Below are 20,253 nucleotides of genomic sequence, written 5' to 3'. Positions count from 1 at the left end.
TGCCGTTGGCTCAGGCCGAATAGAGGTCGCAGGTCGATCGCGGCGTTTGTGGCGTCGCCGCCGGATTGTAGATTTGGGCATAGTCGCGCTTGTCGCGCACGATGAACGACGCCGTGTAATGAATGCGCTGCGGCGGGACGAGCCAGGCCCCGAACAGCGGCTTGGTCAGATAGTTGATCTCGACATACATCAGCCCCGACCCGCCAGGCGGGCTGATCGCCGCGCCGCCATTGTCGCTGATCCCGCCGGGCAGGTCGTAACCCTTGTTGGCCTGGCTGGCGTCGCTGCCGGCGGCGACCGCCACGTTGGCCTTGAACTGCGAATCATACCCCGCGCCCTTCTTGGCGCCGAGGCAACGCTGCCAGTGGATGCGCTGGACGATCGCGCCCTTGTCATAGCTCTGTGAGACGTTTTCCAGGCTCGACAGCGTGATGCGCCCGTTCTTTGTCAGCCCAATGCTGGCACCCTGATAGCGCGCCGCCTGGAGGATGTCGTTGATGTCGACCTCGCGCAATTGCTGAGTGGTCAGCCCGCTATACGCGCCCACGCGCGAGGCGTTGTCGGCGAGGTTGAGCGCGATCTGGCTGATCCGCATGTTGACGAGCGCGAGGTTCGCCAGTTCGGTGCCGTAGCAGCCGATCCCGAGCACGATCGGCGCGCTGAGCGCGAACTCGATCATGGCGAGGCCGCTTCGGTCCGCGCGGAGCCGCCGCGCGAAGGGCGCGACGGCGCGGAGGGGCGTGGGCATCGTCACAGGCAAACCGAGGCGTTGGTGTTGGTCTGCGACGCGTAAGGCTGGTTCTTGAGCAGCGTCGTCGCGGTGATGGTCTGCGTCTTCGGCCATCTGAACAGCCCCGCGACCGGGAAGATGCGCGGGTAGGTGATGCTCATCGTGTAGAGCGTCACCGCGCTCGCGCCGCCCTGTCCGTTCACGAAGGGATCGAGGTCGTATTTGCCGTTGCCATTCTGGTCAGTGAAACACTCGCCTTTATCGAGAACGCCGTTCTTGTTGCTGTCGGTGAACGGCTCCGGGGTACCGACCTCGCTGAACGAATCATACGTTTTGCGGCTCGAACACCATGTCGCGGCGGTCCCCGTCGGGGTGCAGGTGTTGACCGGATTCTTGATGATGATCTTCACCATGTCGACGACCCTGCCGTCGATCGCGGCGGTGGTCGCGGCGCCGCCCTCGATCCCTGAATCGCGCGCCGCTTTCTGCACCGCGCCGCTCAGGATCGACTGGGCATATTCCTGATAGAGCAGGTCGCCGAGCCCCATCATCGTCAGCAGCATGACGGGTAACACGATCGCGAATTCCACGATCGTCACGCCGCGCCGGTCGCGCGCGAGCCCGTGCGGCGTGCGTATCATTTGCTGATCCGCAACATCGCGAGATGTTGGGCGATCGAGGTGAAGGCGGCGGAGAGGCCGTCGCCGGTGGTGGTGTAGAGCGCCTGGTTCACCGTCGTCGCGCAGGTCTGGAGTTGCGTCGAGGCACTGCTGGCGATCGCCACCGTCCATACGTCGATGTTGCGTGCCTTGGCGGCAGCGCAGGCGGCGAGGAAGCGGTAATTGTGGTAATTGGTGAGATTGCTGGTGTCGCCGTTCGCGACGCGTTTGTCATAGTCCTCATAGCCATACATCGAATAGGAATTGCTATTCGGCGCCATGACGCCGTCGGTCATGAACACGATCACACGGTTGGGGGCGGGGCGGCCCGGCCAAGCGGTGGTATCGTCGGCCCAGGGACCGCTCGGCGAGATCAGCCGCGAACCCCAGATCATGCCGACATCGTGATACGTGCCGCCCTGAGGAACGAAATCGGTCGCGTAGACGTAATTGTATACATCCGAACGCGCCATCACGCCGAGCCGTTTGGCCGGTTTGCCGCATGCGACGTAGCCGCTCTGCAAGAGGCTGCTGGACCCCATGCTATAATGGTCGGTGTCGTCGCCGTTTCTGGTATCAGGCGTGGCGGTACGGCGATATTCGATGTCCTGAAGGTGTGGCCACCACCGCGCCGCGCCGCTAGGCTTGAGATCTGGATTGAGTTCGGAGGGCAGGTTTGTCGTCGTGAATGTGGTTTGGCCAGGATTGTCCACCGGCGTCTCGATGCAGCCCAGCCACTGCGTCTTCGTGCCCGGCACCGCTTCCGTCGTGTCGGGCATCGACGTGCCGCCATTGACCAGGGCACTCACATCGAATGGGAGTTTTTTATATTCCCACACTGGCCCAAAGGTGCCTTTTGCGCGCGTGTAGCAAGCCGACGTCGTATTCCAGTACCCGCCGGTCGTGACCCAGACGTCGTAATTGACCTTTGTCGCACGTCCGCTGGAGTCGTAGGTCAGCGCCGCAGAGGGGGTACGTGTCCCCGGAGCTGTGCAATTGGCTTGCGACTTGTTATTGGGCGTATCGCTGCCGGTGTTGCTAATCTCATAGTCTCGGATCGGTCGTCGCGACTGATAGGACGCCGGGTCTGATGGACCGAGCGACCCCACCAGATAGCTCCGTGATTTGTCGAGGATCGCCTGTCCAACGTTCGTCGAAGAACTGTAGGTGACAAAGCCATAGCGGACGTGTGTCGACGGATCGGCATTGGCGGCGAACGTATCATAGAAGCTCAACACGGCCTTTCGCAGCGCGTCGATGCGCGAAACGTTGCTGCCGTTCGAGGTCAGTTCGTTCGTGGCATAGGCGGTGGTGCCGGCATATCCTGGAACGCCGCCGCTCGTGGCCGGGCGCTTGTAGCTGTATGTTCCGGTCCCGCAGCTATCCGCGCCGCCGGGCAGGCACGCCATCGACGCGGTCGTGTCGAGCACGAACATCACGTCGGTATCCGCCACGTCATAGCGCGCCTGGCACGTCACGGTGATCGTGCTGTCGGCCATCGCGAACATCTTCATGATCGTCATCGGCACGGTGATCGCGGCGGTGCCGGCGACCTGGCTGCCGCTCGTCTTGGTCGCGGTGAAGGGGAATGGGCCGGAGGTGGCGGAAAACGCCTTGGTGCCCATCCAGCCGCTCGGGAAGTTGTTCGCGAAGAACGCCTTGGCCTGTTTGACCGAGGTGGCGTCGAGCGGGGTGGACGGGTTCGAGTCGGTCATGAACTTGCGCCCGGCGAGCACGCCGGCGTCGCATGCCTGCTGCAACCGCACCTTGACGACGTAGAGCCGCGCGATGTCCACCGCCGAGCCGGCGAGCGCCGACAGCGGGATCAGGAAGGCCGCCATCATCGCGAGGGTGTTGCCGCGCCGGTCCCGCGCGAGCCGTGTGAGCAGCCCGGCGCGTGCCGTGTTCCGGCCGGGGTTCGACTTCGCCTTGATCCGCCCCACGCTCTGCCCCGATCCCCGTTCCGAGCGCGGCGTCTAGCGGCGTGTTGGATAATCCAGGCTCAAGCGATATGGTGAATGCCGTGATAACCTCTGGACCGCGCGGGCGCCCCGGCGCTAGGCGCGGGGCATGCAAGCCGATCCGGAGAGCGCGCTCGCGCTCGATTACGCCCCCGCCGAAATCCGCCCGGCACTCCACGCACTGTTCGCGCTGGACGATACGTTCGGGCAGGTGCTGCGCACCACCACTGAACCGATGATCGGCCAGATGCGGCTCGCGTGGTGGCACGATGCCCTGCGGCGGCTGGACGAGGCGGCGCCGCCCGCGCAGCCTGTGTTGCAGGACTTGGCCGAGGCGGTCTTGCCGCGCGGCGTGTCGGGCGCCGCGCTCGCCGAACTCGTCACCGGCTGGGAGGCGCTGATTGAGGCCGAGACGATCGACGAGGCGGTGATGCGCGCCCATGCGGAGGCGCGTGGCGGCGGCGTGTTCGCGGCTGCGGCGGCGCTGCTGGGGCGGTCTGACGCGCGCGTCGCGGCGGCCGGTCGCGGTTGGGCGCTGGCCGATCTGTCGCGCCACCTGCGCGCGGCCGGGGCCGCCGGTCAGGCGCGGGCGATGGCGGAAGCGGCGCTGGCAGAGGCGCTGTCCGGCGCATGGCCGGCGCGGCTGCGGCCGCTCGGCGCGCTCGCGCTCGTCGCGCGGATGAACCTCGCGGTGCCGGCCGATGCGCCGATCCCGGCCGGCGCGCCGCGTCGCGTCGCCCGGCTGATGGTGCATCGAATGACCGGACGCTGACCCTTTCGTTGCGTGCGCGTATCGTGTAAACAAAAGAGGAACAAGAGCGGGGGGATTCGCTTGATGTGGCGGTATCTGGCGGGCGGACTGGCGGCGTTGCTGTTGCTGGCGGCGGGGTTCATTTATTACACCGGGCGCGGCGCGAACGGCATCGGCCTGCCGCTGGCGGCCGTGCAGGCGGCGTCGCCCACACGAAGCGACGATCCGCTGCCCGATACGGTGCCGGAAGCGAGCGACAAGACACGCGAGCAAAAGCGCCTCGCGCGGTATGACAAGAATGACGACGGCAACGTCACGCGTGAGGAATATCTCGCGCCGCGCCGCAAGGCATTCGCCAAGCTCGACGCGAATCACGACGGGACGCTGTCGTTCGACGAATGGGCGGCGAAGACCGAGGCCAAGTTCGCCGGCGCCGACGCCGACAAATCGGGCGCGCTGAACGCGGCCGAATTCGCCGCGACCGCGCCCAAGCGCAAATCGCGGGTCCGCGCGCGCTGCCCCGAAAACCAACAGACCGCGCCGGCCCGCGACGAAGACAGTTGACCACGGCCCACGCGCCGAATTTTAGCCGCGCATCGACGAAAATACGGAAATTCGGTCCCGCGCGAGGGCGGGTCGGCGGAAGGATCAGGCATGGATCACGCGTTCAAGCTCGTCGATGTGTTCGGCACCGCGCCGTTCACGGGCAATCCGCTCGCCGTGGTGGCGGGCGCCGAGGATCTCGATACCGAGGCGATGCAGCGCATCACGCGCTGGCTCAACCTCTCCGAAACCACCTTCCTGCTGCCGCCGCCGACGCCCGAGGCGGATTACCGCGTCCGCATCTTCACGCTGACCCACGAACTGCCTTTCGCCGGGCATCCGACGCTCGGCACCTGTCACGCTTGGCTCGAGGCGGGCGGGAGTCCCAAGCGCGACGGCGTGATCGTGCAGGAGTGCGGCGCCGGGCTGATCGCCGTGCGGCAGGAGAGCGGCACGCTTGCCTTCGCGGCCCCGCCGCTGATCCGCGGCGGCATGCCAAGCGAGGATGAGATCGCCGAGGTCGCGACGGTGCTGCGCATCGCCCCCGCCGCGATCATCGACGCGCGATGGGCCGATAACGGGCCGGGCTGGATCGCGGTGCTGCTCGAATCGGCAGAGGCGGTGCTCGCGATCGAGCCGCTCGCGCAGCCCGATCGCCGCGTCGACATCGGCGTGGTCGGGCCGCATGCGCCTGGCGGGACGGCGGCGTTCGAACTGCGCGCACTGTTCACCGGGCCCGGCGGCGGCATCATCGAAGACCCCGTTACCGGCAGCCTCAACGCATCCGTCGGTCAGTGGCTGTTCGACAGCGGACGCGTGACGAACGCCTATGTCGCCGCACAAGGCACGCGGTTAGGGCGCACCGGGCGCGTGCGCGTGTCCCGCGACGACGAGGGGCAGGTGTGGGTCGGCGGCCGTACGCTGACCCTGGTCTCCGGGCAGACCCGCGGCTGATGTCAGGCGGGCGCCAGCCACGCCTGCATCGCCGCCCGCGCCCGATCGGTGTACATCCTCTTGCGGTCGGCCTTTTTGGTCCGGCCCGGGATCGGCGGCATCAGCCCGAAATTGACGTTCATCGGCTGATACGTCTCCGCCACCGCCGCGCCGGTGATGTGATGAAGGAGCGCGCCCAGCGCGGTCTCGACCGGTGGCGGCGCAAGCGTCTGTCCGCGCAGTTCGGCGATCGCGAAGCAGCCCGCCATCAGCCCGATCGCGGCGCTCTCGACATAGCCTTCGCAGCCGGTGATCTGCCCGGCGAAGCGGATGTTCGGGCGATTACGCAGCCGCAACGTCGGATCGAGCAGTTCGGGCGAGCGGATGAAGGTGTTGCGGTGCAGCCCGCCCAGCCGCGCGAACTCGGCGTTTTCGAGGCCCGGAATCGTGCGGAACAGCCGAATCTGCTCGGCGTGCTTGAGCTTGGTCTGGAACCCGACGATGTTCCAGAGCGTGCCCTGCGCATTGTCCTGCCGCAACTGAACCACGGCATGCGGCCACCGCCCGGTGCGCGGGTCGTCGAGCCCGACCGGCTTCATCGGCCCGAAGCGGAGTGTGTCGATACCGCGCTCGGCCATCACCTCGATCGGCATGCAGCCTTCGAAATAGGGCGTGTCGCGCTCCCAGTCCTTGAACTCGGTCTTTTCGCCCGCGATCAATCCGGCGTGAAAAGCCTCATACTGTTCGCGGTTCAGCGCGCAGTTGATGTAATCCTTCCCATCGCCCTTGTTCCAGCGCGATTGGAACCAGGCCGTTTCCATGTCGATGCTGTCGAAATGGACGATCGGCGCGATCGCATCGAAGAAGGCGAGCGCGTCAGCGCCAGTCGCGCCGGCGATGCTCGCGGCGAGGCCCGGCGCGGTGAGCGGGCCGGTGGCGATGATCGCTGGCCCGTCCGCAGGCAGCGCGTCGACACGTTCGCGGACGATCGTGATGTTGGGATGCGCTTCCAGCGCCGCCGTCACGCCCGCCGAAAAGCCGTCGCGATCGACCGCCAGCGCCGATCCGGCCGGCACCTTGTGCGCGTCGGCTTCGCGCAGGATCAGCGAGCCCAAGCCGCGCATCTCGGCATGAAGCAGCCCGACCGCGTTGCTCTCGGCGTCGTCCGAGCGGAAGCTGTTCGAGCAGACCAGTTCGGCAAGCCCATCGGTATGGTGCGCAGGCGTCGCTTCGCCGGAGCCGCGCATTTCGGAAAGCTTGACGCGGAAACCGGCCTCGGCAAGCTGCCATGCCGCCTCGGACCCGGCGAGACCGCCGCCGATGATATGAATGTCGTGAGTCATTCGGGGCCGATAGCGCGTTCGGACGTGGCTGACAAAGCCCGGTGCGCCATGCATCAGGATGGCATAGCGCGCACGCGGCCGCGAAAACGTGGCTCGGGGACGACCAGTGCCGCACGGCGCTCCATATCGGGCACCGCTTCGGCGATCCGTGCGGCGAGGATGCCGAGCCTACGCACTGGCACGCCGGGGAACAGGTGATGCTCGCGATGCAGGAACATGTTGTAGCTGATATAATTGAGGATCGCGGAGCGCTGCGTGCGCGCGACGTCATCAGGCGCGCAATCGTGGTGCGTCACCCACACCGCGAAGAAGGCGGTGAGGCATTGCGCGACGCTCATCGCCGCGACGTGATACAGCAGCACCGGGGACCAACTCGCGACGGCCGCGCCGACCACCGCGGCGTTGAGCCCGAAGTCGATCGTCATCCTCCGGCGCAACGCCGCGTCGCCGTCGCGCCAAGCAGCGCGGTGCATTTCGATCGGGAAGCAGGGGCCGTGCCGGATCACCGCCCACAGCCGCATCCGCCCGCAGGCGCCCTCGAGATCGTCGGGCGTACCGAGGTAGCGGTGATGGCGCACATGATTGAACGCAACCGCACTGTTGGAGCCAAGCATCACGGCGCTCAGCGCATGCAACACGCGGCGATCCGTTCGCGGGCGGAAGCCGAGATTGCCGTGGATCGCCTCATGGTTGAGCCGCAATGCCGTAAGGAAAAACATGAAGGTGCAGACGATCGCCACTGGCCATGCCGCCAGCGCTGCGGCCGTCCAACTCGCCGCGAGCCACGGCAGCGGATGTGCGCATTCAAGCAGACTGTCGCGGCGGCGCATTGGGGTCAGGTCACGCCAATGGACCACCGCTCGGAGCTGGGCAAAAGGGGCTTGCATGAGGCTTTCCTTTCTTCCTGGTGTTTCGGTAAAATCTGAAATAAGGTGGCATGAGGACACGCGGAATCGCGTCGATCCTAGCCGCTCTTGCCCTTGGGGATGAACCGCGCGACCTTGCCGCCGAGCTTCATCAGCGTGACGAGCGTCGGCTTGGGCAGCACGCGCACCTGCTCGTACCAGGTGCCGAGCGTGCCGATGAACTCGTGCATCCGCACCACCCGCTCGCGGACCTGGGCGGGGGCGGTCGTGTCGCCTCGCAGCCGCTCCGCCAGTTCGCCGAGCAGCGCAATCGTGGGGTCGATCTCCCGCTTCTTGCGCTCCTGGACGATCCGCATCAGCATCTCCCACAGGTCGGTCTCGGCGACGAAATGGTCGCGGCGATCGCCTTCGACATGGACGCGCCGGACGATGCCATAGCCTTGCAGTTCCTTCAGCGCGGTCGAGACGTTCGAGCGGGCGAGGCCGAGCGCGTCGACGATCGCCTCGGCGTCGATCGGGCGGTCGGAAAGGTAGAGAAGCGCATGCACCTGCGCGACCGAGCGGCTCACGCCCCATTGCGTGCCCATCTCGCCCCAATGGAGGATGAAGGCCTTGGCTTCGGGATGGTCGGTGATCATCGCGCACCCGTCATTTCTGTAAATTCAGAAATAACAGGCGCGGGCTACGTTGGCAAGTCGAGCGTCGTCATGCCAGCGCAAGCTGGCATCTCCCTGCGAGGCTCGGAGCGAACGCCCACGGGGCGAGAGGCTCCAGCTTGAGCTGTAGTGACGTTGAGGCGGTGGGGCGATGGGCTGAGCTGACCTATTACCCCGCCACCGGCAGCGCGACGCCACCGTCTTCGTTCCGTGTCAGCGGGCCGTTAGCGACCACCGTTTCGAGCAGCAGCGGGCCGCCGTAGAGGTGCGGGAAGAGCTGGCCGCCGCGCGACTCCTCCCACTTCACCGCGTCTCCGAGCGCGTCGAGGTCCACCGCCGCGACGTGCAGATCGCTCTGCCCGGCGAAATGCTTGTCGACCGTTTCGGTCAACTGCGCGGCGGTGGAGAGGTGGATATAGCCGTCGGCCAGATCGATCGGCGCGCCGGCGAAGCTACCGTGTTCGAGCGTCGCCATCTGCTCAGCCGTCAGCACCTTGTAGGCGGTGGTGGGACGCTCGCTCATTCGCCGTCCTCCGGCCCCGCAGCCGAATCGTCGGCGGTGTTGGCGCCGTCGTCGGGCGCGGTTTCGAGCGGTGCGAGCGGATCGCGCACGTCCGCCTCGGCCTCGCCCTCGGTCTCCTCGATCCGCGCCGCCGATACGACATGCTCGTTGTTGGCGACATCGAACAGCCGCACGCCGGCCGAGCCGCGCCCGATCACGCGCAGCGAGCCGAGCGACATGCGGATCAGCTTGGCCTGATCGGTCACCAGCATCAACTGATGCCCCTTCGAGGCGGGGAAGCTCGCCACCACCGGGCCGTTGCGGCCGATATTGTCGATGTTGGTGATGCCCTGACCGCCGCGCCCGGTGCGGCGATAGTCATAGGCGCTCGACAGCTTGCCGTAACCGTTGGCGCAGACGGTGAGGATGAACTGCTCGCGCTCCATCAGTTCGGCAAAGCGCGCGTCCTCCATCCGGCGCGGCTGGCGATCGGGGTCTTCGCCCTTCCACGGCGCATGGCGCAGGTAGTCCTCGCGCTCGTCCGGCGTCGCTCCGACGCGGTGGAGGATCGAGAGCGAGATCACGTGATCGCCCGCGCCGAGCCGCATGCCGCGCACGCCGGTCGAGTTGCGACTCTGGAATTCGCGCACCTCGTCGCCGGCGAAGCGGATCGCCTTGCCCTGGCGCGTGGCGAGCAGCACGTCGTCATTCTCATCGAGCAGCGCGACGCCGATCAGCCGATCGTCCTCATCCTCGCCTTCGAATTTCATCGCGATCTTGCCGGCGGTCGGAACGTTGGTGAAGGCGTCCATCGAATTGCGGCGGACGTTGCCCTTCGCCGTCGCGAACATGACGTGGAGCTTGCCCCATTCGTCCTCGTTCTCGGGCAGTGGCAGCACGGTCGAGATCGTCTCGCCCTCGGCCAGCGGCAGCAGGTTTATCATCGGCCGGCCGCGCGTGGCGGCGCCGCCCTCGGGCAGCTTCCACACCTTGAGGCGATAGACCTTGCCGGCGGTCGAGAAGAACAGGACGGGCGTGTGCGTCGAGGTGACGAACAAATTGGTGACGACATCCTCGTCCTTGGTCGCCATGCCGGCGCGGCCCTTGCCGCCGCGCGCCTGCGCGCGGAAGGTGTCGAGCGTGGTGCGCTTGATATAGCCCTGCATCGTCACGGTGACGACCATGTCCTCGCGCTCGATGAGATCTTCGTCGTCGATCCCGTCGGCGGCGGCGGCGATCTCGGTGCGGCGCGGCGTGGCGAACTCGTCGCGTACCGCGACCAGCTCCTCGCGCATCACTTCGTAAAGCCGCGCGCGGTTGGCGAGAATTTCGAGAAGCTCGGCGATCGAATCGGCGAGGCCCTTCAGTTCGTCGCCGATCTCGTCGCGGCCCAGCGCGGTGAGGCGGTGGAGGCGCAGATCGAGGATCGCGCGGACCTGAATTTCGGACAGGCGGTAGCTGTCGCCGGTCGCTTCGACGTCGAACGCCTCGACCAGCTTGAGGTACGGCGCGATCTCGGCGATCGGCCACTCACGCGCGAGCAACGCGGCGCGCGCATCGGCGGGTGAGGCCGAGCCGCGGATGATCCGCACCACCTCGTCGAGGTTAGTGACGGCGATGACGAGGCCGAGCAAGATGTGCGCGCGGTCCCGCGCCTTGGCCAGTTCGAACTTCGAGCGGCGGGTGATGACCTGCTCGCGGAACTGGATGAACGCCTGGATGAAGTCGCGCAGGTTGAGCAGTTCGGGGCGACCGCCGCGAATCGCGAGCATGTTGGCCGGGAAAGAGCCTTGCGCGGGCGTGTGCCGCCAGAGTTGGTTGAGCACGACATCGGGGGTGGCGTCGCGCTTGAGGTCGATGACGATGCGCACGCCTTCGCGGTTCGATTCGTCGCGAATGTCGCTGACGCCTTCGATCCGCTTGTCCTTGGCGGCTTCGGCGATCTTCTCGACCAGCGCGTTCTTGCCCTGCTGGAACGGGATTTCAGTGAGCACGATCGAGCGCCGGTCCCCGCGCCCTTCCTCGATCACGTAGCGCGAGCGCACGATGATCGAGCCGCGCCCGCTTTCATAGGCCGAGCGGCAGCCAGCGCGGCCGAGGATGATCGCGCCGGTCGGGAAGTCCGGCCCCGGCACGATTTCCATCAGTTGCTCGGTGCTGATCGCGCCGTCGTCCATATAGGCGAGGCAGGCGGTGATGACCTCGCCGAGATTGTGCGGCGGGATGTTGGTCGCCATGCCGACCGCGATGCCGCCGGCGCCGTTGACGAGCAGGTTGGGGAAGCGGGCGGGCAGCACCGATGGCTCGCTCTCCGAGCCGTCGTAGTTGGGCACGAAATCGACCGTATCCTTGTCGAGATCCTGCATGAGGAAGCTCGCCGCCTTGGCGAGGCGCGCTTCGGTATAACGCATCGCGGCGGGCGGATCGGGGTCCATCGAGCCGAAATTGCCCTGGCCGTCGATCAGCGGCAGCCGCATCGCCCAATCCTGGGTCATGCGCGCCAAGGCTTCGTAGATCGAGCTGTCGCCGTGCGGGTGGTATTTACCGATCACGTCACCGACGATGCGGGCGGATTTGCGGTAGGGGCGGTTGTAGTGGAAGCCGCTTTCCTGCGCCGAATAGAGGATACGGCGGTGGACCGGCTTCAGGCCGTCGCGCACGTCGGGCAGGGCGCGCGATACGATCACGCTCATCGCGTAATCGAGGTACGAGGTCTTCATTTCCTCGACGATCGAGATCGGGGAAATATCCGAAGGGTCGGCGAGCAGCGTCTCGTCGGTCAAAGCGTCAGGTCTTTCGGGTTTGTTTCGTTTGGGTGACGGCGGTTCTAGCCGAGCGCGCCACCCATGTCACGCGCACACGCCCGCGCGAGGCCCGTCCGGTCGATCAGCGCTTGGGCCTGGACCCCCGCTCGCGCGGGTGCACAGGGAAGGCGGTCTGGCTTGGCTTATTTGCAGGCCTTCTTGTTGGCGTTGCCGGCCTTGGAGCAATTGTAGGTGATGGTCTTGCCGGTGGCGGTCTTGGTCGTGACCATGCGGCCGGCGGCCACCTTGGTCTTCGTGACCTTGGCCTTGGCCACGGGCGTGGCGGCGGGCGCGGGAGTGGCCTTGGCGGCGGGCGTCGCGGCCAGCGCGGCTTGCGTGCCGATCAGCGCGGCAACAGCGAACAGCGGCATCAATGGCTTCATCATGGCTCTCCTAACGTGACAGGACGCGATATACGTCGGGGGCCGGTCTGGACCCAATTTTCACAAGCCACAATGAAGCGCGCATGACATCTCTGTCACGGAGCGACTTCGGCGCCGTCCCAAGCGAACAGCTTGCCCGAATCGGGCGCCTTGAGCCCGTCGATCACATCGAGGAGCTGCAACGCGGCGCGGTCGGCATCGAACAATTGCCCAGGCGCGACGTTTCCCTGAAACGGTCGAGACAGTGCCGTGTCGACCGTGCCCGGATGCAGCGCCACCACGATCGAGCGGCCGTTGCGGCGCTTTTCCTCGATCGCGAGCGTGCGCACCAGCATGTTGAGCGCCGCCTTCGACGCGCGATATCCATACCAGCCGCCAAGGCGATTATCGGCGATGCTGCCGACCCGCGCCGACAGTACGCCGAACACGCAGCGGCCATCGCGCGGCATCAGCGGCAGGAAGTGCTTGGCGACGATCGCCGGCCCGATCGCGTTGACCGCGAAGTTGCGCGCGAGCCAGGCCGGATCGAGTTCGCCGATCGCCTTCTCGGGCCCGCGCTCGCCCGCGTGCAGCAGGCCGGTCGCGACGAGGATCAGCGTCGGCGCCGCGCCCTTGGCCACGATCGCGGCGGCGGCGGCGATGCTCGCCTCGTCCTCCAGATCGATACGGCCCGATCCGGCGAAACCGCGCGCGAAGGCGTGGACCGTGTCGAACGTGCCCTCTTCCTTCAGCGCCCGCACGAACGCCGCGCCGATTCCGCCCGAAGCGCCGATGACGACCGCGCTGCTCATGCGCGCGTGAACCGCCAGCGGTCCGCCTCGCTTTCGTGCGGATCGAAGCGATAGCCGTCGCTGTCGAATCCCTGCATCGCCTCGACGTCGGTGATGCGGTGTTCGCACAGCCAGCGCGCCATCATGCCGCGCGCGCGCTTGGCGTTGAAGCTGACGAAGCGCGGGCCGTCGGGGCCGGGCTCGCGGAAATCGACGTCGATCACGCGCAAGCCCTTCAATCGCCCGGCCACCGCGGCGAAATATTCCTGGCTGGCGAGGTTGAGGACGACGCCCGATCCCTCCTCGGCGATATCGTCGCGCAGCACAGCGGCGATCCGGTCGCCCCACCAGTCGGTCAGGCTCTTGCGGCGCGGTGCCCAGCGTGTGCCCATTTCGAGCCGATAGGGCCGCATCGCGTCGAGCGGGCGAAGCAGCCCGTACAGCCCCGACAGGATGCGGACATGGTCCTGCGCGAATGCGACCGCCGGTTCGTCGAGCGTCGGCGCCTCGAACCCCGTATAGACGTCGCCCGCGAACGCGAACAGCGCCGGCCGCTCGGGGCCGTCGGCGAAGCCCGCGAACCGATCGGCGTTGAGCTTGGCGAGCTTGGGCGAGATGTGCATCAATTCGCTCAGCTTTTTCTGGCTCAGCCGCGATGCGGCAGCGGCGAGGGTATCGGCCTCGTCCGCGAAGCGCGGCGTGGTCGGCGTGACGGCGGGAAGTGGCCGCTCGTAATCGAGCGTCTTGGCGGGCGAGAGCAGGGCGATCATTCGGCGCGGGTAGCGGCCATGCGCCGAAGCGTCAAAGGGAGCCGGGCGCGGGTTCAACCGTTGTTCACCCCGCGCCGGCCAGAAGCCGGCGCACGCGGCGTCGCTTGAACGCGGCGAGACGGATCGGTAGAGCGGCGCGGTGTTCGGCCAGCGCCGACTTTGGGAGACTTTCAAGATGCAGGGTGTTTCGAGGATTGCGATTGCCGGGGCGCTGATGCTCGGCCTGGGTGGCACCGTGATCGCGCTGCCGGCGAACGCGAAGAAGGAAAAGGCGGCCGAGGCGGCGCCCGCCGAAGGCTTCAACCCCAAGAACCTGTCGAACGAGGCGCGTCCCGCGCTCAGCGCGATCCAGACCGCGCTCGCCGCGACCCCGCCCGACTATGCGACCGCGAAGACGAAGCTGACCGAGGCGGACGGCCTCGCGAAGAACGCGACCGACAGCTACATCATCGCCAAGTTCCGCCTCCAGGTGGCGAGCGGCGAGATGAACGCTCTGCCCGAGGCGCAGCGCAACGACGTCGTGCTGGCGCAGCCGCTCGAGACGCTGATCGCCAACCCGATCACGCCCAAGGCCGAGAAGGCGCAGTACACCTATATCCGCGGCAACATCGCCTACAACCAGAAGGACTATGCCAAGGCGGCCCAGTTCATGGCGAGCGCCCGTGATCTCGGCTACCAGAACGCCGATCTGCCGCTCAACCTCGCGCGCGCGAAGGTCGAAGCGGGTGACGTGGCGGGCGGCGTCGCCGAGCTCGATACCGCGGTGAAGGCCGAGCAGGCCGCTGGCCGCAAGGCGCCCGAAGCCTGGTACAAATACGCCGTGTCGCACGCGATCAAGGCGAACCTGCCCGAGCAGACCAACACCTGGACCCAGGCGTGGCTGTCGAATTACGGCACCAAGGAGAATTGGCGCACCGCCATCTATACCTTCGGGTTCTCTGGCCCGGGTGCTGCGAAGCTGACCGATCGCAATCGGATCGATCTGTACCGCCTGATGCGCGTCACCAACTCGCTCGCCGGCGCGAAGGAATATATCGATTACGCCGATGCCGCGAACAAGACCGGCCTGCCGACCGAAGCCAAGGCGGTCATCAAAGAAGGTTTCGACACCAAGGTGATCCCGGCCGGCAACGCCACCGCGACCGACATGGCCAAGCAGGCCAGCGAATCGATCGCGTCGGACAAGCCGCTCGCCGCGCAGGAAAAGGCTGCGGCCGCCGCGCCGAAGGGCGATCTCGCCTCTCAGGCGGGTGACGCGTACCTCGGCGAGCGCAACTACGCGAAGGCCGCCGAACTGTACAAGCTCGCCGCGACCAAGGGGGTTGCCGATAACGACCGGCTCAACCTCCACCTCGGCATCGCGCAGGCGCTCGGTGGCGACAAGGAAGGCGCGCGCGCCACGCTCGCCAAGGTGACGACCTCGCCGAACGCGGACATCGCCAAGCTGTGGATCACCTGGATCGCGTCGCCGCCGGTGGCCGCGTAAACAACGACGGCGGCTCCGGCGTAGGCCGGGGCCGCTTTTTTCGCCGCTCGTGCTGAGCGTGTCGAAGCACGTGCAAGGCAATGCCGCGTTTGGGGCACGTGCTTCGACACGCTCAGCACGAACGGGTATGGGCAGGCGAGCGATGCGCTCAGCGTTGCTCTTTTTTGGCGAGACGACGTTCGTGCGACCGGGGCGAACGTCGCCGCCCTTCGCTCACTCCGCCGCTTCGGCGCGCGTCATCTTCAGCTTGCCGCCGACCACCGCGAACGCCAGCCGCCCCTCGACCAGATCGAGCGCGTCGCGCCCGAACTGTTCGAAGCGCCATCCTTCGAGGATCGGCAGCCCCTCGCGCTGACCCGCCGCGAGCGCATCGAGATCATCGCCGCGCGCGAGCAGCCGCGCCGCCACGTCGATATCGCGCGAGCGGATCTTGAGCAGCAGCTTGAGCAGATCGGCCACCAGCGCGCCGTCCTTGCCGAGTCCGGGCTTGCGGTCGTCCCGCGCGGGCATCTCCTCGGGGGACATCGGTTGGGCGTTTTCCAACGCCGCCATCATCCGCCCGCCGATGTCGTTGGTCGCCCAGGTCGGCGAAAGGCCGCGCACCTTGGCGAGATCGGCCTGTTTGCGCGGCGGGTGGCCGGCGATGTCGGCGAGCGTCTCGTCCTTGACGATCCGGCCGCGCGGCAGGTTCTTGCCCTGCGCCTCCAGTTCGCGCCAGCGCGCCAGCGCCTTTAGCCGGCCTAGGATATCAGCCTTGCGGCTCGGCACGCGGATGCGGCGCCACGCCTCTTCGGGATCGTTGGCGTAATTGGCGGGATCGCCGATCCGCTCCATTTCCTGATCGAGCCACGCGCCGCGCCCGGTCTTGCGCAGCCGGGCGAGCATCTTCGGGAAGATCTTGGCGAGATGGGTCACGTCGCCGATCGCATATTCGATCTGGCGTGCGTCGAGTGGGCGGCGGCTCCAGTCGGTAAAGCGCGCGCCCTTGTCGACGCTGATGCCGAGATAGGCATCGACGAGGTTCGAATAGCCGATCTGCTCGCCCTGGCCGAGCGCCATCGCCGCGACCTGCGTGTCGAACAGCGGGTGGGGCGTCTTGCCGGTGAGATTATAGACGATCTCCAGATCCTGACCGCCGGCGTGGAAGACCTTGAGCACGTCCTCGTTGTTGACCAGCAGATCGAGGAGCGGGGTCATGTCGAGGCCGGGCGCCATCGGATCGATCGCCGCCGCCTCGTTCTCGTCGGCGATCTGGATCAGGCAGAGTTCGGGCCAGAAGGTGTTCTCGCGCATGAACTCGGTATCGACGCAGACGAAATCGGCTTCGGCGAGCCGCGTGCAGAGATTGGCGAGCGTGGCGCTGTCGGTAATGAGCGGATGGATATGCATCTTCACCCTTTAGCGAGGGATGCGCGCCTTGACAAAGGCGGTTCGGAAAGGGAGGTGCGCGGATCATCCAATACCGTCACCCCAGCGCACGCTGGGGTCTCGCGGTGATAACGCATGCCCTTTCCCCGGCAGACCCCAGCGTGCGCTGGGGTGACGATCGGGGCGGGTGATGATTGAAAGACGAGAACCATGCACGCCTATCGCACGCACACTTGCGCCGAACTCCACGCCGAACAGGTCGGCCAGGAAGTCCGCCTGTCGGGCTGGGTCCACAAGAAGCGCGACCACGGTGATCTCGTCTTCGTCGATCTGCGCGACCATTACGGCATCACCCAGATCGTGACCGACGTGAGCGGCCCGGTGTTCGACGTGATCGAGGGGCTGCGCAGCGAGAGCGTGGTGACGATCACCGGCACGGTGGTCGCGCGCGCCGGCGAGGCGGTGAACCCGAACCTGCCGACCGGCGCGATCGAGGTGCGCGCCACCTCCGCAGTGGTGCAATCGGCCGCGCACGACCTGCCGATGCCGGTGGCGAGCGAGAATGAATATCCTGAGGATATCCGCCTGCGCTATCGCTTCCTCGATCTGCGCCGCGAGCGGCTCCACGCCAACATCCTGCTGCGCTCGCAGGTGATCTCCTCGCTGCGCCAGCGGATGATCGGGCAGGGCTTCACCGAGTTCCAGACGCCGATCCTGACCGCGAGCAGCCCCGAGGGCGCGCGCGACTATCTGGTGCCGAGCCGCGTGCATCCCGGCAAGTTCTACGCGCTGCCGCAGGCGCCGCAGATGTTCAAGCAGTTGCTGATGGTGGCGGGGTTCGATCGCTATTTCCAGATCGCACCGTGCTTCCGCGACGAGGATGCGCGCGCCGATCGTAGCCCAGGCGAATTCTACCAGCTCGATTTCGAGATGAGCTTCGTCACGCAGGAAGACGTGTTCGCCGCGATCGAGCCGGTGCTGCACGGCGTGTTCGAACAGTTCGCCGACTGGCAGGGCAAGGGCCGCACCGTGTCGCCGCTGCCGTTCAAGCGGATCCCGTACCGCGAATCGATGCTGAAGTACGGCAACGACAAGCCCGATCTGCGCAACCCGATCCTGATCTCGGACGTGTCCGAGCAGTTCATCGGCTCGGGCTTCGGCCGGTTCGCGTCGATCGTCGAGGGCGGCGACGTGGTGCGCGCGATCCCGGCGCCGGGTACAGCCGACAAGAGCCGCAAGTTCTTCGACGACATGAATAGCTGGGCGCAGGGCGAAGGCTTCGCCGGCCTCGGCTACGCGACCCGCAAGGGCGGCGAATGGGGCGGTCCGATCGCCAAGAACCACGGCGAGGCGAAGATGACCGCGATGGCCGACGCGCTCGGCCTGGGACCGGACGACGGACTGTTCTTCGCGGCCGGCAAGGAAGCGCAGGCCGCCAAGCTCGCCGGTCTGGCGCGCACCCGCGTCGCCGAGCAGCTCGGGCTGATCGACGACAAGCGTTTCGAATTCTGCTGGATCGTCGATTTCCCGATGTTCGAATATGACGAAGACGCCAAGAAGATCGACTTCAGCCACAATCCCTTCTCGATGCCGCAGGGCGAGATGGAAGCGCTGGAGACCAAAGACCCGCTCGATATCCTCGCCTATCAGTACGACATCGTCTGTAACGGTGTGGAGCTGTCGTCGGGCGCGATCCGGAACCATAAGCCCGAGATCATGTACAAGGCGTTCGAGATCGCCGGCTATACGCAGGCCGAGGTCGACACGAACTTCGCGGGTATGATCAACGCGTTCAAGTGCGGCGCGCCGCCGCACGGCGGCTCAGCGCCGGGCGTTGATCGCATCGTGATGCTGCTCGCCGATGAGCCCAACATCCGCGAGGTCATCACCTTCCCGATGACGCAGAAGGCCGAAGACCTGATGATGGGCGCGCCGAACTTCGCCAGCCCCAAGCAATTGAAGGAATTGCACATCAGGACGGTGGACGGCCCCGCCGCAAAATAGGCCGGTCCGCCGCACCGCATCGCGCAGGGGCCGGCGCGGTGCGGCGGCGTCCTTAATCCAAAGCTAAGGCTTGCCGGCTATCCGAGCGCGAGTTGCCACCGCGTCGGACCGTCATGCTCAGATTCTTGCTGCTCGTGCTGCCGACGCTGGTGTTGATGACGTCCTGCACGCGCACGCCGCCGATGCAGGTGGTGATGGACATCCCGCCGATCGTCCGCGCGCCCGATCTGCTCAAGCGACTCGATCTGAACGTGCCGAGGGACCTCGCACGCACCGCGCTGCGGGAAGCCGCGGCGGCGGACGCGGCCGATTTCGACGCCGCGCCCGCCTTCCTCGGTCGCGCGCGCACGCCCGATGACGCCGCGCGCGCGATCGATTGCCTGACCGCGGCCATTTATTACGAGGCGCGCTCCGAATCGGATGAGGGCGAGCGCGCGGTCGCGCAGGTCGTGCTCAACCGCGTGCGCGATCCGGCCTTTCCCGACAGCATCTGCGGGGTCGTCTATCAGGGATCTGCGCGATCGAGTGGCTGCCAGTTCAGTTTCACCTGCGACGGATCAATGAACCATCCGATCGAGCCCAGCGCCTGGGCGCGGGCGCGCGCGGTCGCGACGGGGGCCTTGGCGGGGCTGGTGTATGCGCCGGTCGGCTCGGCGACCTTCTACCACGCCAATTACGTCTCGCCCTGGTGGGCGACCAGCATGAGGCAGGTCGCCGCGGTCGGCGCGCATATCTTCTATCGCTGGCGCGGCGCGATGGAGAATGCGCTCGCCTTCCGCCAGACCTATTCGGGAAGCGAAACCTTACCGGCACGCACCAGCCCGATCCTCGCGGCCGCCGATGAAGCAAGCGTGCCGCCCGCGAGCGCGGCCAACGGCGGCATTCAGGTGGTCGGCTCCGTGACGATCCATCGCAGCACACCCGAAGACGCGGCACCCGCAGCGGCAGCCGCGCCGGCAGTGGCGCCGGTCGCCGAGAGCGGCGTCGCCGGCGTTCGGGTGCATCGCGGGGCGCTCGCGCCCGCCATCGCGCAGGACGTCGGCAAGCCGCGGCACATCACCGTGCCGCCGGCGGGCGACCCCGCCTGACGCAGTTCAGGCGGGCGCGAACGCCCCGTCGTCATCCATCACATGCAGCACGCCGTCCGCGATCGCGAAATAGGCGCCGCGCAGCGTCAACGTGCCAGCCGCCTCGCGTTCCGGGATGAACGGGAAGGTGCGCAGGTTGGCGAGGCTGACCCGCACCGTCTCCAGTTCGAGCGCGCGGATCGCCTCGTCGCCGGTGCCGTGTTCGGCGACGACCCGGTCCCGCGCGGTATCGAGCATATCGACCCAATGGGCGATGAAGCCGCCTTCGCCGGGTTCCGCGCCGTCGAAGGCGTGCGTGAGGCAGGCTTTGACGCCGCCGCACGAGCCATGCCCCATCACGACGATATCGGTGACATTGAGCTGCGTGACCGCGAATTCGAGCGCGGCGGAGACGCCGTGGCGCGATCCGTCGCGTTCGAACGGCGGCACCAGATTGGCGACGTTGCGCACCACGAAGATCTCGCCCGGCGACGTGTCGAACACCTGCGCCGGGTCGACGCGGCTGTCGGAGCAGGCGATCACCATCACGCGCGGCGCCTGACCTTCGCGCAATTCGGCCCAGCGGTCGCGCTGACGGGTCCAATCGACCACGCGGAAGCGCCGATAGCCTTCGATGAGGTTTTCGAATCCGCTCAT

Annotated in this window: 19 protein-coding genes; 6 read left to right on the top strand and 13 right to left on the bottom strand. The window is 66.9% G+C overall.

Annotated features, from left to right (window positions below):
• Positions 1–10: 10 nt before the first annotated feature.
• Genes BLS81_RS01070 through BLS81_RS01060 form a run of 3 tightly spaced genes read right to left on the bottom strand, consistent with a single transcriptional unit; the run spans position 11 to position 3,332 of the window.
• Positions 11–748, bottom strand: a complete 738-nt coding sequence (locus tag BLS81_RS01070) for a TadE/TadG family type IV pilus assembly protein (RefSeq protein ID WP_093219647.1) — start codon at positions 746–748, stop codon at positions 11–13.
• Positions 749–750: 2 nt separating this feature from the next.
• Positions 751–1,371, bottom strand: coding sequence for a TadE/TadG family type IV pilus assembly protein (locus tag BLS81_RS01065; protein WP_093219644.1), 621 nt, complete (start codon positions 1,369–1,371; stop codon positions 751–753).
• A complete protein-coding gene (locus BLS81_RS01060) occupies positions 1,368–3,332 on the bottom strand; it encodes a TadE/TadG family type IV pilus assembly protein (protein WP_256326014.1) in 1,965 nt (654 codons plus the stop codon). The genes BLS81_RS01065 and BLS81_RS01060 overlap by 4 nt, the downstream gene beginning before the upstream one ends.
• A gap of 127 nt (positions 3,333–3,459) precedes the next feature.
• Here BLS81_RS01060 and BLS81_RS01055 point away from each other — a divergent pair, with 127 nt between their 5' ends.
• The 3 genes from BLS81_RS01055 (at position 3,460) to BLS81_RS01045 (ending at position 5,598) form a co-directional block, all read left to right on the top strand.
• Entirely contained in the window at positions 3,460–4,122 is a 663-nt protein-coding gene (locus tag BLS81_RS01055; RefSeq protein WP_093219641.1) for a squalene/phytoene synthase family protein, read from the top strand.
• Positions 4,123–4,185: 63 nt separating this feature from the next.
• Positions 4,186–4,665 carry an EF-hand domain-containing protein gene (locus BLS81_RS01050; RefSeq protein WP_093219639.1) on the top strand — a complete coding sequence of 160 codons (480 nt, stop codon included), beginning with the start codon at positions 4,186–4,188 and terminating at the stop codon, positions 4,663–4,665.
• A 90-nt stretch (positions 4,666–4,755) separates the two neighbouring features.
• Entirely contained in the window at positions 4,756–5,598 is an 843-nt protein-coding gene (locus tag BLS81_RS01045) for a PhzF family phenazine biosynthesis protein (RefSeq protein WP_093219636.1), read from the top strand.
• 2 nt (positions 5,599–5,600) lie between these two features.
• Here BLS81_RS01045 and trmFO read toward each other — a convergent pair whose 3' ends face one another.
• The 8 genes from trmFO to yaaA all read right to left on the bottom strand — a co-directional run bounded on the left by trmFO (position 5,601) and on the right by yaaA (position 13,671).
• Positions 5,601–6,920 (bottom strand): methylenetetrahydrofolate--tRNA-(uracil(54)-C(5))-methyltransferase (FADH(2)-oxidizing) TrmFO, encoded by a 1,320-nt coding sequence (trmFO, locus tag BLS81_RS01040; protein WP_093219634.1) that lies wholly within the window; start codon positions 6,918–6,920, stop codon positions 5,601–5,603.
• A 53-nt stretch (positions 6,921–6,973) separates the two neighbouring features.
• The gene (locus BLS81_RS01035) at positions 6,974–7,807 is read right to left on the bottom strand and encodes a fatty acid desaturase (protein WP_093219631.1); all 834 of its coding nucleotides are present in this window, start codon (positions 7,805–7,807) and stop codon (positions 6,974–6,976) included.
• Between the two features lie 77 nt (positions 7,808–7,884).
• On the bottom strand, positions 7,885–8,424 hold the full coding sequence (locus BLS81_RS01030) for a GbsR/MarR family transcriptional regulator (protein ID WP_093219629.1): 540 nt from the start codon (positions 8,422–8,424) through the stop codon (positions 7,885–7,887).
• Between the two features lie 187 nt (positions 8,425–8,611).
• Positions 8,612–8,965, bottom strand: coding sequence for a DUF952 domain-containing protein (locus BLS81_RS01025; RefSeq protein ID WP_093219626.1), 354 nt, complete (start codon positions 8,963–8,965; stop codon positions 8,612–8,614).
• On the bottom strand, positions 8,962–11,727 hold the full coding sequence (gyrA, locus tag BLS81_RS01020; RefSeq protein ID WP_093219624.1) for a DNA gyrase subunit A: 2,766 nt from the start codon (positions 11,725–11,727) through the stop codon (positions 8,962–8,964). The genes BLS81_RS01025 and gyrA overlap by 4 nt, the downstream gene beginning before the upstream one ends.
• A 164-nt stretch (positions 11,728–11,891) precedes the next feature.
• Positions 11,892–12,131 (bottom strand): hypothetical protein, encoded by a 240-nt coding sequence (locus tag BLS81_RS01015; RefSeq protein ID WP_093221651.1) that lies wholly within the window; start codon positions 12,129–12,131, stop codon positions 11,892–11,894.
• Positions 12,132–12,226: 95 nt separating this feature from the next.
• Positions 12,227–12,922: an SDR family NAD(P)-dependent oxidoreductase gene (locus tag BLS81_RS01010; RefSeq protein ID WP_093219620.1), complete on the bottom strand. Its 696-nt coding sequence runs from the start codon at positions 12,920–12,922 to the stop codon at positions 12,227–12,229.
• Positions 12,919–13,671, bottom strand: coding sequence for a peroxide stress protein YaaA (gene yaaA / locus BLS81_RS01005; RefSeq protein ID WP_093219614.1), 753 nt, complete (start codon positions 13,669–13,671; stop codon positions 12,919–12,921). The genes BLS81_RS01010 and yaaA overlap by 4 nt, the downstream gene beginning before the upstream one ends.
• Before the next feature lie 175 nt (positions 13,672–13,846).
• Between yaaA and BLS81_RS01000 the strand changes: the two genes are divergently transcribed.
• Positions 13,847–15,157, top strand: coding sequence for a tetratricopeptide repeat protein (locus BLS81_RS01000; RefSeq protein ID WP_093219611.1), 1,311 nt, complete (start codon positions 13,847–13,849; stop codon positions 15,155–15,157).
• A gap of 213 nt (positions 15,158–15,370) precedes the next feature.
• Here BLS81_RS01000 and rnd read toward each other — a convergent pair whose 3' ends face one another.
• Positions 15,371–16,546, bottom strand: a complete 1,176-nt coding sequence (gene rnd / locus BLS81_RS00995) for a ribonuclease D (RefSeq protein ID WP_093219608.1) — start codon at positions 16,544–16,546, stop codon at positions 15,371–15,373.
• A 189-nt stretch (positions 16,547–16,735) separates the two neighbouring features.
• Between rnd and aspS the strand changes: the two genes are divergently transcribed.
• Together aspS and BLS81_RS00985 are read left to right on the top strand one after the other, a co-directional pair.
• The gene (gene aspS, locus BLS81_RS00990; protein WP_093219605.1) at positions 16,736–18,529 is read left to right on the top strand and encodes an aspartate--tRNA ligase; all 1,794 of its coding nucleotides are present in this window, start codon (positions 16,736–16,738) and stop codon (positions 18,527–18,529) included.
• Positions 18,530–18,642: 113 nt separating this feature from the next.
• A complete protein-coding gene (locus BLS81_RS00985) occupies positions 18,643–19,617 on the top strand; it encodes a cell wall hydrolase (protein ID WP_093219603.1) in 975 nt (324 codons plus the stop codon).
• A 6-nt stretch (positions 19,618–19,623) separates the two neighbouring features.
• Here BLS81_RS00985 and BLS81_RS00980 read toward each other — a convergent pair whose 3' ends face one another.
• Positions 19,624–20,253, bottom strand: a complete 630-nt coding sequence (locus BLS81_RS00980) for a carbonic anhydrase (protein ID WP_093219600.1) — start codon at positions 20,251–20,253, stop codon at positions 19,624–19,626.

It is taken from the genome of Sphingomonas sp. NFR15, assembly GCF_900103265.1.
In the GTDB taxonomy this organism is placed as follows: domain Bacteria; phylum Pseudomonadota; class Alphaproteobacteria; order Sphingomonadales; family Sphingomonadaceae; genus Sphingomonas; species Sphingomonas pollutisoli.
This window is presented reverse-complemented; position numbering and strand designations above follow the sequence as displayed.